Source organism: Streptomyces sp. DH12 (assembly GCF_020873895.1).
In the GTDB taxonomy this organism is placed as follows: Bacteria; Actinomycetota; Actinomycetes; order Streptomycetales; family Streptomycetaceae; genus Streptomyces.
This window is the reverse complement of record NZ_JAHWGT010000005.1, coordinates 120,027-133,455: the sequence shown is the minus strand read 5'-3', so window position 1 is coordinate 133,455 and position 13,429 is coordinate 120,027. Positions and strand designations below refer to the sequence as shown.

General features: G+C 76.4%; 13 protein-coding genes. 7 read left to right on the top strand and 6 right to left on the bottom strand.

The window, feature by feature from the left end:
* Positions 1 to 199: 199 nt before the first annotated feature.
* Positions 200 to 703 (bottom strand): GNAT family N-acetyltransferase, encoded by a 504-nt coding sequence (locus LPA54_RS06310; protein WP_228974617.1) that lies wholly within the window; start codon positions 701 to 703, stop codon positions 200 to 202.
* A 209-nt stretch (positions 704 to 912) separates the two neighbouring features.
* On the opposite strand from LPA54_RS06310, the gene LPA54_RS06305 reads away from it, so the two are divergent.
* Positions 913 to 2,298, top strand: a complete 1,386-nt coding sequence (locus tag LPA54_RS06305; RefSeq protein ID WP_228974616.1) for an SMI1/KNR4 family protein — start codon at positions 913 to 915, stop codon at positions 2,296 to 2,298.
* A 48-nt stretch (positions 2,299 to 2,346) separates the two neighbouring features.
* On the opposite strand, the gene LPA54_RS06300 is transcribed toward LPA54_RS06305, so the two are convergent.
* The 3 genes from LPA54_RS06300 to LPA54_RS06290 form a co-directional block, all read right to left on the bottom strand.
* Positions 2,347 to 2,631, bottom strand: a complete 285-nt coding sequence (locus tag LPA54_RS06300; protein ID WP_228974614.1) for a hypothetical protein — start codon at positions 2,629 to 2,631, stop codon at positions 2,347 to 2,349.
* Between the two features lie 325 nt (positions 2,632 to 2,956).
* Positions 2,957 to 3,244: a hypothetical protein gene (locus LPA54_RS06295; protein ID WP_228974612.1), complete on the bottom strand. Its 288-nt coding sequence runs from the start codon at positions 3,242 to 3,244 to the stop codon at positions 2,957 to 2,959.
* Positions 3,245 to 3,263: 19 nt separating this feature from the next.
* On the bottom strand, positions 3,264 to 3,647 hold the full coding sequence (locus LPA54_RS06290; protein WP_228974610.1) for a hypothetical protein: 384 nt from the start codon (positions 3,645 to 3,647) through the stop codon (positions 3,264 to 3,266).
* A 233-nt stretch (positions 3,648 to 3,880) separates the two neighbouring features.
* Here LPA54_RS06290 and LPA54_RS06285 point away from each other — a divergent pair, with 233 nt between their 5' ends.
* Together LPA54_RS06285 and LPA54_RS06280 are read left to right on the top strand one after the other, a co-directional pair.
* Positions 3,881 to 4,657 (top strand): response regulator, encoded by a 777-nt coding sequence (locus LPA54_RS06285; RefSeq protein ID WP_228974608.1) that lies wholly within the window; start codon positions 3,881 to 3,883, stop codon positions 4,655 to 4,657.
* 26 nt (positions 4,658 to 4,683) lie between these two features.
* Positions 4,684 to 7,029 (top strand): sensor histidine kinase, encoded by a 2,346-nt coding sequence (locus tag LPA54_RS06280; protein ID WP_228974606.1) that lies wholly within the window; start codon positions 4,684 to 4,686, stop codon positions 7,027 to 7,029.
* A 90-nt stretch (positions 7,030 to 7,119) separates the two neighbouring features.
* Here the strand turns inward: LPA54_RS06280 and LPA54_RS06275 are convergent, their stop codons facing one another.
* Positions 7,120 to 7,314 (bottom strand): antitoxin, encoded by a 195-nt coding sequence (locus LPA54_RS06275; protein ID WP_228974604.1) that lies wholly within the window; start codon positions 7,312 to 7,314, stop codon positions 7,120 to 7,122.
* A 1,433-nt stretch (positions 7,315 to 8,747) separates the two neighbouring features.
* Between LPA54_RS06275 and LPA54_RS06265 the strand changes: the two genes are divergently transcribed.
* The 4 genes from LPA54_RS06265 to LPA54_RS06255 all read left to right on the top strand — a co-directional run bounded on the left by LPA54_RS06265 (position 8,748) and on the right by LPA54_RS06255 (position 11,808).
* A complete protein-coding gene (locus tag LPA54_RS06265; RefSeq protein WP_228974808.1) occupies positions 8,748 to 9,746 on the top strand; it encodes an acetylserotonin O-methyltransferase in 999 nt (332 codons plus the stop codon).
* A gap of 376 nt (positions 9,747 to 10,122) precedes the next feature.
* Positions 10,123 to 10,308, top strand: coding sequence for a hypothetical protein (locus LPA54_RS42605; protein WP_306806463.1), 186 nt, complete (start codon positions 10,123 to 10,125; stop codon positions 10,306 to 10,308).
* 57 nt (positions 10,309 to 10,365) lie between these two features.
* Positions 10,366 to 11,214 carry a DNA alkylation repair protein gene (locus LPA54_RS06260; protein WP_306806462.1) on the top strand — a complete coding sequence of 283 codons (849 nt, stop codon included), beginning with the start codon at positions 10,366 to 10,368 and terminating at the stop codon, positions 11,212 to 11,214.
* Between the two features lie 258 nt (positions 11,215 to 11,472).
* A complete protein-coding gene (locus LPA54_RS06255; RefSeq protein ID WP_228974602.1) occupies positions 11,473 to 11,808 on the top strand; it encodes a hypothetical protein in 336 nt (111 codons plus the stop codon).
* Between the two features lie 51 nt (positions 11,809 to 11,859).
* Here the strand turns inward: LPA54_RS06255 and LPA54_RS06250 are convergent, their stop codons facing one another.
* Entirely contained in the window at positions 11,860 to 13,428 is a 1,569-nt protein-coding gene (locus tag LPA54_RS06250; RefSeq protein ID WP_228974601.1) for a mucoidy inhibitor MuiA family protein, read from the bottom strand.
* Position 13,429: the final 1 nt, after the last annotated feature.

Sequence of the window (13,429 nt, the reverse complement as noted above, 5' to 3'; positions counted from 1 at the left end):
CCCCGCCCCCCTTTGTGTACCCGGAAAGAATCACACAGGCGAAGGTGGTAAGAGGAGGGGCCCGGCACCGTTGGGTCGCCGTGCGGCCCGGGACCCCTCGCGTCGACCCCCGGCGCCGGAACCGGCGTTCCGTATGACCGCGCGGTTCCCGGGCGCCGGCTGTCATCGAGCACGCGGCCCGGCGCGGCGCGGCGCCGCGTCACGGCAACGAGCGTGTGAGCCATACGTGCTCGCCGCGATCGTCCACGGCCACGTGACGCCGCTCGAAGCCCGGCTTCGCGAGGACGCGGAACGAAGGGGTGTTCCCTGTGCCGACGGTCGCCCAGAGCCGCGTCCGCCCGGTCGCGGCAGCGGCGGCGAGTACCGCGTGGGCCGCTTCGGCGGCGTGGCCGCGCCCGTGCGCGCGCCGGAACAGCTCGTACGCGATCCCAGGCTCCCGCAGGGCGGCGCGGCCGACGGTCAGGCCGCAGTAGCCGATGAAGTCGCCCTCGCCACGGCGCTGGACGGGCAGGAGGGCGATTCCCGTGGCCGCCGTCGCCGTGAGCTGCTTCGCGATGAGCGCCCGGGCGTGCTCGACCGTGGGTGTCCCGTTGCCGCGCTCGGAGTGGAGGGCGCGGAGGTCGTCGGCGTCCGACTCGGCCCAGGGCCGCAGTGTCAGCCGCTCGGTCTCCAGGTGGAGCGACATCGTCTCGTACGTGGACATGGCCCCACTCTTCCTCACGGATCGTCACGGGTCGGCCGGCGTCACGGCTGGAGCACCCGGCGCCGAGCCGGCGTTCGGTGGGCGCACCGGCAGTCCGCGGGCGGGGCGGCAGTCCGGCGGGCGCGGCGGGCGGGACTCGGTCGGGGCCCGGTGGGACTCGGTCGGGGCCCGGTGGGTGAAGGGGGCCGGGACGGGATTAGGGTCGCCGCATGAGCGAGCCGGCCCCCGCCCCGTCCCCGCATGCCCTGAACTCCTTCGAGACGTGGGCGCCGCTGTTGCGCCTGTGGGCGGACGGGGCGCGCGCGGGGGGCGAGGACGGCACCGTGCGCCTCGCCGGCGCCGTGGGGCGGGACGGCTGGAGGTCGTCGTCCGGGGTCCGGCCGCGTGGGCGGGCCTCCGCTGCCGAGCAGGCGGCGATCGAGACCGTGCGGGACGCCCTCGTGGCGGCCGGCGCCGAGTCCGTGACGTTCTCCGCGCGTGTCGCCCCCTCGCGGCGGACGCGGCTGCGGGTGGCGGGCCCCAGCCCCGCCGTGGAGCACGGAGTGTCGGGCGGCGGAGCGCTGCTGCTGGTCGAGGGCGCCGTCCCCGAGCCCTGGCGGCGGCTGCCCGACCCGGCTCCGGACGCGCGGCCGGCCCGGTCGGCGGACCCGGCGGCGTTGACGCGGCGGCTGCGGGAACGGCTGCCCGGCGCCGTGGGGGCCGGCGACGAGGAGATCGCCGCCGCCGAAGCACGTCTGGGACGGACGCTCCCCGACGAGTTGACGGCCCTGTACCGGGTCGTGCGGGGCCGGTGGGAGGACTGGGCGGGGGACGCGGGGACGGGCGACGCGGTGTACGAGGCCGTCGGCTGCGAACTCCTCCCCCTGGACGACGTGTACGTGGCCGACGCCGCGTCCCGGCCGGCCCCGTGGCGGTTCGCCGCCTGCGAGGCGGCCGTCACACCGCCCGACGCCGCCGTCCAGCACCTCGTCGGCTCGCCCGGCTGGATCGTGTTCGGCGACAACGGCGGTGGCGACCGGCTCGCCGTCGACCTGACCCCGGGCCCGGCGGGCCGGACCGGCCAGATCGTGCTGCTGAGCCACGAGGCGTACATCGGCGCCGAGCCGGTCGCCGACTCGCTCACCGACCTGGTACACGGCGTCAGGCCGCGGGGCCGGCGGTACGGGCGGGGCGAGGGGCCGGCCGTGGCCCACGTCAACGTGGCACATCTGCGGAGCGTGGAGGCCGCCGCCCATCCGGAGCTGGAGGTCCTTTCCATCGGGGTGTGGGACGGACCGCCGGTCGACCTCACCCCCGTGGTCGGCCTGCCCCGCCTGCGGACCCTCACGGCCTACCCGGGCACTCTGGCCGACCCTCGGCAGATCGGCCTGCTCACCGGGTTGGAGTATCTGGAAGTCGGGCCGGACGAGTGGCGGGCGCTCCTGGACGCGGGGGCCGTCCCGCGCGGCCTCGCGGCGGCTGACATCACCACGCACGGCCTGCCCGACCACGGGCGGCTCGTGGACCTCTCCAACGAGATCCTGGCCCTGTGGGGCCGCCCACCGATCGTCCGCACCGTCATCGACGGCGACCTCGGCCCGCTGCCACCCGCCTGAGCCCGCGGCGGCCCCCGCCGCGAGCCCGGCATGATCGACGAACACCCCCTAGCGGTGGGCCGGGTGGCCGTCGGTCAGCAGTTCGCCGTAGCCGAGCGCGAACACCGGGAAGCCCAGCTCGTCCAGGCGCCTGCGGCAGGTCTCGACGTCGGGCGGCGTGCCGCCGAAGGCTTCCCGCAGCAGGTCCCGGACGTAGTAGAGGTTGGTGCCGACCAGCGCGTACCAGGCGCGGTTGGGGTTCGGGTACTCGCTGTGGGCGGGTACGAGTCGCGCGGCGGCCTCCCGCACTCGGGCGTGATCGGTTGGGCGGGCGCTGTCGGTGGCGGTGCTCATACGCGGGTGTCCCTGTGAGGTGGTGGTGGACGCCCCCGCGGCTCGGCGGGGCGCGGGTGGTCCGGGCTGCGCGGCGCCGCCCTCGGCCGGGGCCGAAGTTCGGGTGAGGGGCGGCGCCATACCGACAACGCCTCACAGCGGGCCGGGACACGCCCTGCCGCCGGCCCGCCGGGCGCCCCTCCCCCACCGCGCCCGCGCTCGGGACGCGGGCGTTCGGCTCACCGGCCGTTCCGCCGCGGCGCGGGGCAGGTGGCAGGTCCGGTCGGTGGCGCGGTGCGGCCCGGGACGGGCCGCACCGCGCCGCGCTCGCCCGGCTCGCCGGGGGTCACGTCCAGAAGCGGCCGTGGTGCGGGCAGGTCTGGCCGGTGCCGCCGCAGGTGTTGCACGTCCTGCCCCGCTGCCCCCGGCAGTGGGGGCAGTTGACGACCGGTACCCGGTCCTTGCGGCACGTGGCGCCGCTGCCCGACCGTCCCGCGCTGAACAGGCCACCGCCTGTCGTGACGGCCCAGTCCTTGCCGTGGCGCGGGCACCGCTGCCCCGAGGTGCAGCGGCCGCACCCCCGGGAGCAGCACCGTTCCAGCTGCTGACCGCACCTGCACCTGATCTGGCTCATGTCTCCTCCTCCTGGCGTGTCAGGCGATGGTCCAGCCGCGGGTGCGCACGCTGCACCGCTGGAACACCAGCGACAGGCCGCCCGTCAGCCCGATGGCGTTGCCCATCCAGCGGCTGATCGCTCCCATCCGCCGGTCGAAGTACGCCTCGCCGGTGCATCCGCCGGCGGTGGGCGTGAGGTCGACGGAGAAGGCGAAGTAGGTCTCGATCTTGTTGCCGGCGGTCACCGTGATGCCGCTGGTGTCGAAGCGGCTCAGGTAGATCGCGGCTTCCACCCCGGGCGCCGACACGGTCGGCGAGGGGGTGCTGAGCTGCTCGGCCACGCCGTTGAAGAGGACCTGCAGCGTGTCCTCGACCGAGTGCGGCGAGTCGAAGCTCCCGACCCGCTTGCTGAACCTGCCCATGACGTCCTCCCGATGTGGTGGTGGTGCCCTGTGTCGTCGGCTCCCCGTCCCGGCCGTCGTGGCGAACGGCCGCCGTGGGGCGCCGGTTCGCCCACCTTGACGCCCGGGCCGTCCGCCTGTCTGTCCCCGTGGGCGGGGACAGACGCCGGGCGGCGGCGGATGGTAGACCTGGTCCGCGCCGGGCCCGGCCGGGTCCGGCCGGGCGGCCGGCGGGCCGCGAGGAGGGGGACGGTATGGAGGACACACGGTCATCGCGCACCGGCGGCGGCGCCGCGACCGGACCGCGCCTGGCGGCGGTCGACGACCATCCGGTGATCCTGCACGGCATCCGGGCGTGCCTCGCCGGCTCGGCACCCGAGATCGAATGGGTGGGCAGTGCCGGGAGCGTCACCGCACTGCCCTCCCGGGTGACGGCGTCACCCTCGGTCGTCCTGCTGGACATCGAGCTGAACGACGGCAGCGACGTCGCCGCCAACGTCACCCGCCTGCGCGCCTGGGGACCGCGGGTCATGCTGTTCAGCCGCGAGCACCGCCCCGTGGTGGTGCGTCGGGGCATCGAAGCGGGGGCGCTCGGCCTGGTGTTGAAGGAGGACCCGGACGCCCAGCTCGCCGAGGCGATCCGCGCGGCACACGCGGGGGAGGCGTACGTGTCCAGCCGGCTGGCCCACCAGATCGTCCACGACCCGCGCGGCAGGGTGCGGCTGAGCGCGCGACAGCTGGAAGTGGTGGAGCTGCTGGCCCGGGGGTTGAAGCCCGCGGTGATCGCCCGCCGCCTGTACATGAGCGAGGAGACCGTCAGAACCTACCGGCGGCGGGCGATCGAGGCGTTCGCCAAGATCCCGGAGACCCGGCTGGCCAGCGCCTCCGAACTGCTGTACCGCTCGTTGGTGGACGGCCACATCGACCTGGATCCGACCGGTGACGGCCCCGCCACCGTCGCCGACCGCGCGGAAGGCGACGGCACCGGCACCGCTGAGCCCGGTGCTCCGTCCCCGGGTGCCGACGGGTGACCCGGCGCGGTACCCATCGAGCGGGGGTGGAGACCGCCTTCCGCCGCTCCTTCGCCGGGCTCTCCCTGCTGTTCGGGCTCGCGTGGTGGCTCGTGGCTGTCTCGCTGGCCGTCCCGGACGACCGGCACCCGCTGCCGGTGGCGGTCGCGGTGCTGTTCGCCGCGTCCGCGACGGTGTGGGCCTACCGGGGTGCCTTCGTCCGCATCGGTCCGGTCGACGCCCTGTCCGCCGTGGCCGTGGCCGTGGTGGTGCACACTGCCTACGCCACGCACCGGTCCGCCGAGCTGGTGGTGGGCCTGCGCTGCATGGTGACGACCACGGCCGTTCTCGTCGCGGTGGCGTACCTGCCTCCGGCCCGGGGCCGGGCGGCGGCGGTCATCGCGCTCGCCGCGCAGGTGGCCTCCGAGTGGCGGCACGGCGCGGGGGCCGCTCTGGAGGAGGTCTGGCCGGCGTTCGCCGCGGGCGTCGCCGCCGCGGTCCTGGCCCCCGTGCTGCGTGCCGCCGGGGACCGCGCGGACGCGGCCATGCGCGGGGACGAGGACATCAGCGAGGCCGCCGCGCGGGAGCGGGCAGCCCGGCGGGGCCGGCGCGACTTCCAGCGACTGCTGCACGACGACGTCGGGTCGGCACTGCGCGTGGCGGGCATGAGCGGCGTACCCGCCGAGGAGCGGCGCGCCGAGGCCCGCCGCGCGGTGGCCGCGCTGACGGCCGGGGCTGCCGGGGCGGCAGGCGCAGCCGGGGCAGCCGGGGCAGGCCGGGCGGGCCGCGGGGGCGGGGCAGGCAGGGCGGGCGGCGGTGAGCCGGTGGGCGGCGCGGTCACCGACCTCGTGCCGCTGCTGGCCGGGCTGGTGGCGACCTCCGTGGTCGGCTTCCCCCGGCCTCGCCTGACGACGGACTTCGCAGCGGCGCTGCCGGTACCCCACGAGGTGGCCGCCGCGTGCGCGGGAGCCGCCGTGGAGGCGTTGCGCAACGTGCGGTACGCCGGCGCCGCGCACGTAGCGGTCCGCTTGAGCGGGGACCACCGCGGCCTGGAACTGACCGTGGCGGACGACGGCCGCGGGTTCGTCCCGTCCCAGGTGCGCCGGACCGCGCTGGGCCTGCGTGACTCCATCGGCCGGCGGATGACCGACGTCGGCGGCACGGCCGACGTACGCAGCCGGCCCGGGCACGGCACGACGGTGACCCTCCGCTGGAACGCCGTGCCGGACGCGCCCGGCGGCGCGCCGCGGCGTCCACGCGGCCAGGCGGAGACGCTGCGCGCCGCGGTGGGGGACGTGCGCGGCGCGCTGGCGGCGGTGTGCCTGCCGCACCTGGGGGTCATGGCCGTCGTCGGAGCCGTGCAGGCCCGGGGGACGCCGACGCTTCTGGGGCACCTCCTGTGGTACCTCGCCCTGGCAGCCGCCACCTGCGGGCTTCTCTTCCGGGCCGACCGCCGGATCAGCGGGCGGGTGGCCGTCCCCCTGCTGGTCGTCGCGGTCGCCGGTGCGGTGAGCTGCCTGCTGGTGATCCCCCCGGAGGCCATCACGGACTACCGTTCGTGGCCGATCGGCGCGGTGACGCCGCTGCTGACCCTGCTCGTCATCGTGCGCCCGGTCCGCCACGTGATGCTCGCCCTGGTGTGCGAGGAGGTCGGCATCGCCGTCCTGGCCTCCCTGCACCCGCCGGTCGCCGGTTCGGCTGCCGGCTCGGTCGCCATGGTGCTCCCTTCGATGCTCTCCCCGGCGACGGGGGTGGTGATGGGGCTCGTCATCCGGCGCACTCTGGTCACGTTGGGCGGGGCGGTACTGGACGCCCACGAGCACCGCATGGTCGTCGTCGCCGCCGAGTCCGCCGCGCGGGCGAGGGGCGAGCAGCACCGCCGTCGGCTGCGGGAGATCGACGAGCAGATCGTGCCCTTCCTCCGTGCGGTCGCCGACGACCACTCCGGCGGCGGCGGTGACGGGCCCGACTCGGCCGCCGTCCGGGCCCGGGCGGACCGGCTGGCCCAGTCCGTCCGCGACGAACTGCACCTGCCGGGCGTGTTCGACGGCCCGCTGCGGGACCTGGTCGGTCGGGCCCGGGAGGCGGGTTGCGAGGTGACGGTCCACGCCCAGGTCGACGACGATTCGCCGCCGGTCGTCACCCCTGCCCGGGTGGGGCTGCTGAGGGCCGTGCTGACCGCCGCCCTCGTGGACCGGGACGCCCCTGAGGAGCTGGTGCTCGGCGTGCAGGCGGGGCCGCGGGGCCCGACGCTCAGCCTGGTGGCGATGCCGGGCGACCCCGGCCGGGCCGCGGCGGTCCGCGCGGCGCTGAAGCGGACGCCGTACACGGTGACGTACACGTTGGAGGACTCGGCGGACCTGACCTGGGCGGAGGTCGTCCTGCCGGAGTAGCCGCCGCCCGCAAGGGGCGTCAGGGCGACCGCGTACGGCCGGCTCCCCGGTGTCGTCGGTACCGGGGAGCCGGCGGAGTCGGTGTGAGGGTCAGCGGCCGACCGTGCCGTCGCTCCCGTAGGAGCGGCGTACCGCGTCGGCGCCCTTGTCGGTCTGGGCGTCGTACTTGTTGCCCGTACGCTCGTCGATCGCCCGTTCGGCGCCGGCGACTCCCTTGTCGGCCTGGTCGGGGTGGCCCTTCGCCATCTCCTTGGCCTTCTTCGCCATGTCTCCGAACTTGCCCATGGGTACCTCCCGCGATGGTGCGTTGTCGTACCCGGCCGCAGGTACCCGTTCGATCGTGTTTGTCACCTCCGGACCCCCCCGGCCCTCCCCTTCGGCCGCGGCGCGCACCTGCGACGTGGCCTCGCGGCGGGCTGCTGCACGTCCAGGGCGAACATCCAGGGTGGAGGGGACGACCGGGTCCGCGCGCCCCACACCCCGCGGCCGACCGGCCGGCTCGTCGCGGCCGGCGAGGACTGCGAACTGCTCATCGTGCCCGCGCCGCCCGTCGGCCCGGTACTGCCCGGCGGGTCGTTCTGCTGAGCCCGCCCCGGCGCCGTCGGCCACCGCTCCCGCTCCCCCGTGGCGCCGCGGCGGGGACGATCGTCCGCAGGGAACTTCCGTCCAAGACACGGCGCTTGGAGTAGGCGACCGTGAGGGCATGCACAGTCACGACTCAGGGCCGCCGCACGGACCGACGGACCGCCGTACGGAAGAGGGATGGGAGGTCGCCCGCCCGCCCGCCGGCGCGTCGCTCGACGGCGTCCGGATGGCCGGCTTCCGCGACCGCGCCGCCGCCGGGTTCGACCTGCGCGTCCTCCCCCAGCCCGCCGTGATCGTCGTCATCGGCCTCGGGGACGAGCCGTTCGCGGTGGAGAGCGCCACGGGGCACCGGCCCATGCGGAGCATCCTCGCCCCGCTGTCCCCCGGTGCGGTCCGCATCCGCGGTGAACGCGTCGAGTGTGTCGAGTTACGCCTCTCCCCGCGGGCCGCCCACGCGGTTCTGGGCGTCCCCCCACGAGAGCTGAGCGGGTCGCTCGCCTGCCTCGGTGACCTGTGGGGGCGGCAGGAGGCGCGACTGCGCGAGCGGTTGACCGACGCCACGACGTGGCGGGAACGCCTCGCGCTGACCGACGCGTTCCTCGCGGAGCGCTCCGCCGGGGCGCCGCCCATGTCGCCGGAGGTCGCCGCCGTCTGGGAGGCCATCGTGGCCCGCCGGGGCCGCGTACGGGTCGGTGAACTCGCGGCGTCCTGCGGATGGAGCCGCAAGCGGCTGTGGTCCCGCTTCACCGCCCAGGTCGGCCTCACCCCGAAGCGTGCCGCCATGCTGATCCGCTTCGACCACGCGGCGCGGGCGGCACCCCCGGCGAGGTCGCCCCGGCCTGCGGGTACGCCGACCAGTCCCACCTCCACCGCGACGTCCTGGCCCTCGCCGGGTGCACGCCGCGCGCCCTGGCGGGCAGGGCCACGTCCACCGACTGATCACCCCCGCGTCCACGGCACCACCGTGGAGCCGAGTGACCGAGGCCGGGCGGCGGGCACGAGCGCCCGCGCCGGCCCCCGCACGTACGCACCACCACACGAAGGAAAGGGAAGAACCAGTGACGGACACCGGATCACCCGTGGCGCCCCGCGTCGCCGACCCCGAGGGGATCGTCCGGCTCGCGTTCGGGAGCATGGCGGCCCAGACGCTCCGCGCGGCCGTGCGGCTGAGGGTGGTGGAGCTGATCGGCGCCTCCCCCCGCCGGGCCGCCGAGGTCGCCGCCGGGGCGGGCACCGCGACCCAGCCCATGAGACGGCTGCTGCGCGCCCTGACCACCCTCGGTCTGCTGGAGGAACGCGCGGGGGACTCGTTCTCGGTGACCGCGTCCGGCGCCCTCCTCGACCCCGGCCACCCCGACTCGCTCACCTCGTTCGTGCGGATGTTCACCGAGCCGGCCATCGTCCGGGCCTGGGAGCACCTGGACGACAGCGTCCGTACCGGCGAGGTCGCGTTCGACGGGGTCTTCGGCACCGACTTCTTCAGTCATCTCGCCCGGTACCCGGAGCTGTCGGCGGAGTTCAACGCGGCGATGAGCCAGGCCGCGGCGCAGACCGCCGCCGCGCTGCCGGGCGCGTTCGACTTCAGCCGGTTCGGCAGGATCACGGACGTCGGCGGCGGGGACGGCACGCTCCTGGCCGGCCTGCTCGGCGCCCACCCCGGCCTCACCGGTGTCGTCTTCGACACGGCGCAGGGCCTGGCCGAGGCCGCGGGGACACTGGAGCGGCACGGGGTGAGCGACCGCTGCTCCCTGGTCTCGGGGGACTTCTTCCGCGCGGTGCCCGCGGGCTCCGACGTGTACGTGGTGAAGAGCGTCCTGCACGACTGGACGGACGGCCAGGTCGTGACGATCCTCGGCCACTGCCGGTCGGTGCTGCCCCCCGACGGGCTCGTCCTGATCGTGGAGCCCGTACTGCCCGAAGTCGTCGACTCCGGTTCCGCGGCGGAGGTCACCGACGGCGGGACCACCTACCTCAGCGATCTGAACATGCTGGTGAACGTGGGGGGCAGGGAGCGCACCCGCAAGGACTTCGAGGACGTGTGCCGCCGCGCGGGCCTGGTCGTCCCGTCCGTCACCCCCCTCGCGGACGCGGCGCCGTTCTCACTGATCGAGGCCGTGGCCGCCCGGGAGTGAGACGGCGGCGGCCCGGTCACGGGGGGCCGGGCCGCCGCGTGTGGGTGAGGAACCGTGCGGGCGGGGTGGGGGGACGGGCCGGTCAGGGGGTCGGTCGCGCCGACCACCGGCGTGACGGGGACGGGGGCGTCGCGCAGCGCGCCGCGGTCGCCGTCGGCGGCGCGCAGGGCCGCGAGGACGCGCCGGGCGCCGCCCGGTCGGTGCAGCGCCGCTGCCGCGCCGTGGACGGCGGGGCCGAGCGGGACGTGGAGGCGGAGGCGAGGTCCACGGCTGACGTACGGCGCAGGGCGGAGCGGCCTGGCCGGGTGGGGGCGCGCCACCCCCCGTGGGGCCCGGTGCAGCAGACTGACGGCAGGAATCCACGAGAGGGGGCGCCGTGCCCACGGCCGAGGAACTGCTCGACGCGCGCACCATCGGAGCACTGGCCGACGTCATGGCGGCGGCCGGCGCCCCACCGGCCGCCTCGCTCCGCGAGGCCGGCGCCCGCCTGGACGGCCTGTCGTTCAGCGGGCGCGTCGCCGCGGTGCGACAGGCGGTACTGGCCGACCTGCCGGACGACTAGCCGCGCTTCGCCGCCGTCGTCCGCGCGGCTCTGCGGCAGCCCCGCTTCACCGGGTGGATGACCTACCCCGTCTGCGAGGCGGTCGCCGCACGCGCGCTCGCCGAGGGCGTGTTCGAGCCCGCCCTGGACCTCCTCGCGGAACTGACCCCGCTCCTCACGGCGGAGTCCGCGGTACGGCCCTTCCTCCGTCACGACCTCGCCCGGGCACTGGCGACGATCCGGCGGTGGGCCGACCACCCCGATCCGCACGTGCGCCGCCTGGCGAGCGAGGGCACGCGACCGCGCCTGCCCTGGGCGCCCCGGCTGCCCGAACTCGTCACCGACCCCTCCCCCGCCCTGCCCGTCCTGGACGCGCTGCACCGCGACCCGTCCGAGTACGTCCGGCGGTCCGTCGCCAACCACCTCAACGACATCGGCCGCGACCACCCGGCCATCGCCGTCGCCACCGCCGCCCGCTGGCTCGCCGTTCCCGCCGCCACCACACCGGCCGTGGCGCGGCACGGCCTGCGCACGCTCGTCAAGGCCGGTCACCCGGAGGCCCTGCGCCTCCTCGGCCACGACCCGGACGCCTCGCTCCACGTCACCGGCCCCGACGTCCACACGCCGCGGGTACGGAGCGGGGACCACCTCGTCTTCGGCTACGAGGTCAGCAACACCGGCCCGCGCACGGCCGACCTGGCCATCGACTACGTCATCCACCACCGGAAGGCCGACGGGACCCTCACCCGCAAGGTCTTCAAGCTGACCACCCGCAGCCTGGCGCCGCAGGAACGCCGGACCGGTCTGCGCCGCCACTCCTTCCGCCCCCTCAGCACCCGCAGGTACCACCCCGGCCTCCACCGGGTGGAGCTCCAGGTCAACGGACGCCCCTACGGGCCGGTCGACTTCACGCTCACCGGCCCGTGAACGGGAGCGGGGGCCGGAACCGGAACCCGGACCCGGACCTGAGCGCAGGGTGGCGCGTCACCCCGCCAGGGCGGCACGCCCCGGCCGGGCCGCGGTGGTTCGGGGCTCCCCACCGGTAGAGGGTCCTTCCGGCCGGCGCCGAAGCGGACCGGGGTACCGTCGTGCCGGGCCCGCCCGGGCCGGGTGCGCGCACACCGGCGTCAGGGGCGGCACAGGGGGAAGGCGGATCTCGGGTGGACCGCCGTGGGAGGGGTGTGTGTGACGTCATCAGCCGTGGCGCGGCTGCGGGCCGCGGAGCGGAAACTGTCCGAGGCGCCGCCGGCGCGGCTCGACGGGCAGACCGCCATCCGTCTCAGCTGGCACCAGGACGCCCTGTGGGGCGAGGGCGCCGCGGCCGGTGCGGCACCGCGGCCGGCGGAGACGGCGGGCGGCCGGTCCCGGCGACAGCGACAGCCAAAGGACCGCCCGGCGGCGAGGCGCCGGCGGCGCCGCCACTCCTTCGACCACCCGGCCCGCCCGGTCACCCGCCCCCGCCGCGACTACACGACCGGGCGCCGCCTCACCACCGTTCCCCTGGTGGGCGACTACCTCTGATCGGGCGGCGGGCCACGGCCCCGGCTCCGGGGCGTGCCGCGCGGGGCCGGCTCAGACCCCGGTGACCTTGGCGCTCGCCGACAGCTCGTACACCAGGGTGACCGTGCGTCGCCCGCCGGGCGGGAGGGCGACGTCCCAGCGGACGATGCCGTCGGCGTCGACCTCGTCGGGTGGCGGTGAGCACGCCTCGCCCCGCAACCGGACCTCCACCGCCGCCACCTCGGAGACCGGGACGCGCTCCCGCACGACGACCACCCGGTCGCCCTGCTCGCCGGGGGCGGAGAACCGGGACAGGTGCAGGCGCACCGAACGGGTGACCACGGTCCGCTGGGTGAGGCCGGCGGTGTCGCGGGACTCCTCGGTGTGCCGGACCACCCGGTGGTCGTCGCAGCTGCCGAAGGCCAGCTCGACGGGGGCGCCCGGCGCGGTGAAGCCGAGCGTGCCGCGGCCGCTCGACCCGCTGCCCCGGACCAGGTCCACGGGCCCGGCGAGGAGCGCGTGCCCGGACCGGTTCTCGCACCTCACCAGGCGCGTGACCAGCGGCGACAACTCCGGTGAGCAGGCGTACTCGCTGCTCGCCGCCGTGGTGAAGGAGGAGAGCGGCACCCGGTGGGCCCGCCCGTCCGCGCGTACGGAGACCGGCGCCGGCGCCTGCAGCACCCGTGTCCGGCCGCCGTCGTCCACGCCCGGCAGCCCGAGTACCGGCGTCGGGCCGAGGTCTCCGACCTCCTCCTCGCGCAGCTCGACGTCGACCGTGCGGCGCGCCGCGGCGGGTCGGTCGGTGAGCGTCAGCCGGTCCTCCGTCAGCGGCGGCGGATCGGTGGCGAGCGCCGAGCGGGCCGTCGACAGGGTCAGCCGTACGTCGGACCAGTCCTCGCCGGTGCGCTGCCAGACCATCGCGTCGGTCTCCAGCGTCAGGGTGTCGCCGTCGAGCACGGCCCGGTAGGCCGGCCGCCACAGCGCGCACGGGGTGAGGTGGGTCAGGCGCAGCGCGGCCGGTCCCGCGGCCTCGGCGTCCACGGTCAGCTCGATGTGGCCGACGAGTTCCGCGGGGCCCTCCTCGGAGCGCGCCATGGCCTGGCGGACGGCGTCGAGTTCGGCGTCGAGGACGGTCAGCCGGGCGTCCGTCGTGCGCAGCCGCTCGGCGTACGAGGCGCGTTCGCCGTCCACCCGGTCCAGTTCGCGGTTCCAGCGCGCCGTGTCGGTCTCGCCGGCGCCCGCGCCTTCGCGGATGTCCCGCAGGAGGTCGGCGGCGAGGCCGCCGAGCGCGTCGAGACGGGCGTGCAGCCGGTCGCGCCCGCGCTCCAGCTCGCGCCGCTCCTCCCCCAGGGTGTGCTCGCGCAGGCGCAGGGCGGAGTCGTCGGCGGCGGTCGGCACCGGCCCGCGCGGCGTCCAGGTGCGGACGATCCGTACGTCGAGCACGGTCGCGGGCCGGTCGGCGGTCAGCTCGGCGTGGAGGGTGCGGTCGACGACCGGCGCGGCGACCGGTCCGAGGCGCAGCCGCTGGACCCCGGCGCGCAGGTCCACAACGGCGGCGCGCTCGACGTGGGCGCGGTCCTCCAGGCAGGTCACGGCGGTGACGGGGAGGGGGATCGGTTCGGTGCCCGTGGATGGGGACATG

Coding starts and splice junctions, on each gene's coding strand:
- LPA54_RS06275 (WP_228974604.1), bottom strand. CDS start 7,314: ATGGGCAAGTTCGGAGACATGGCGAAGAAGGCCAAGGAGATGGCGAAG.
- LPA54_RS06290 (WP_228974610.1), bottom strand. CDS start 3,647: ATGGGCAGGTTCAGCAAGCGGGTCGGGAGCTTCGACTCGCCGCACTCG.
- LPA54_RS06285 (WP_228974608.1), top strand. CDS start 3,881: ATGGAGGACACACGGTCATCGCGCACCGGCGGCGGCGCCGCGACCGGA.
- LPA54_RS06250 (WP_228974601.1), bottom strand. CDS start 13,428: ATGTCCCCATCCACGGGCACCGAACCGATCCCCCTCCCCGTCACCGCC.
- LPA54_RS06260 (WP_306806462.1), top strand. CDS start 10,366: ATGACCTACCCCGTCTGCGAGGCGGTCGCCGCACGCGCGCTCGCCGAG.
- LPA54_RS06300 (WP_228974614.1), bottom strand. CDS start 2,631: ATGAGCACCGCCACCGACAGCGCCCGCCCAACCGATCACGCCCGAGTG.
- LPA54_RS06265 (WP_228974808.1), top strand. CDS start 8,748: ATGGCGGCCCAGACGCTCCGCGCGGCCGTGCGGCTGAGGGTGGTGGAG.
- LPA54_RS06295 (WP_228974612.1), bottom strand. CDS start 3,244: ATGAGCCAGATCAGGTGCAGGTGCGGTCAGCAGCTGGAACGGTGCTGC.
- LPA54_RS06310 (WP_228974617.1), bottom strand. CDS start 703: ATGTCCACGTACGAGACGATGTCGCTCCACCTGGAGACCGAGCGGCTG.
- LPA54_RS06305 (WP_228974616.1), top strand. CDS start 913: ATGAGCGAGCCGGCCCCCGCCCCGTCCCCGCATGCCCTGAACTCCTTC.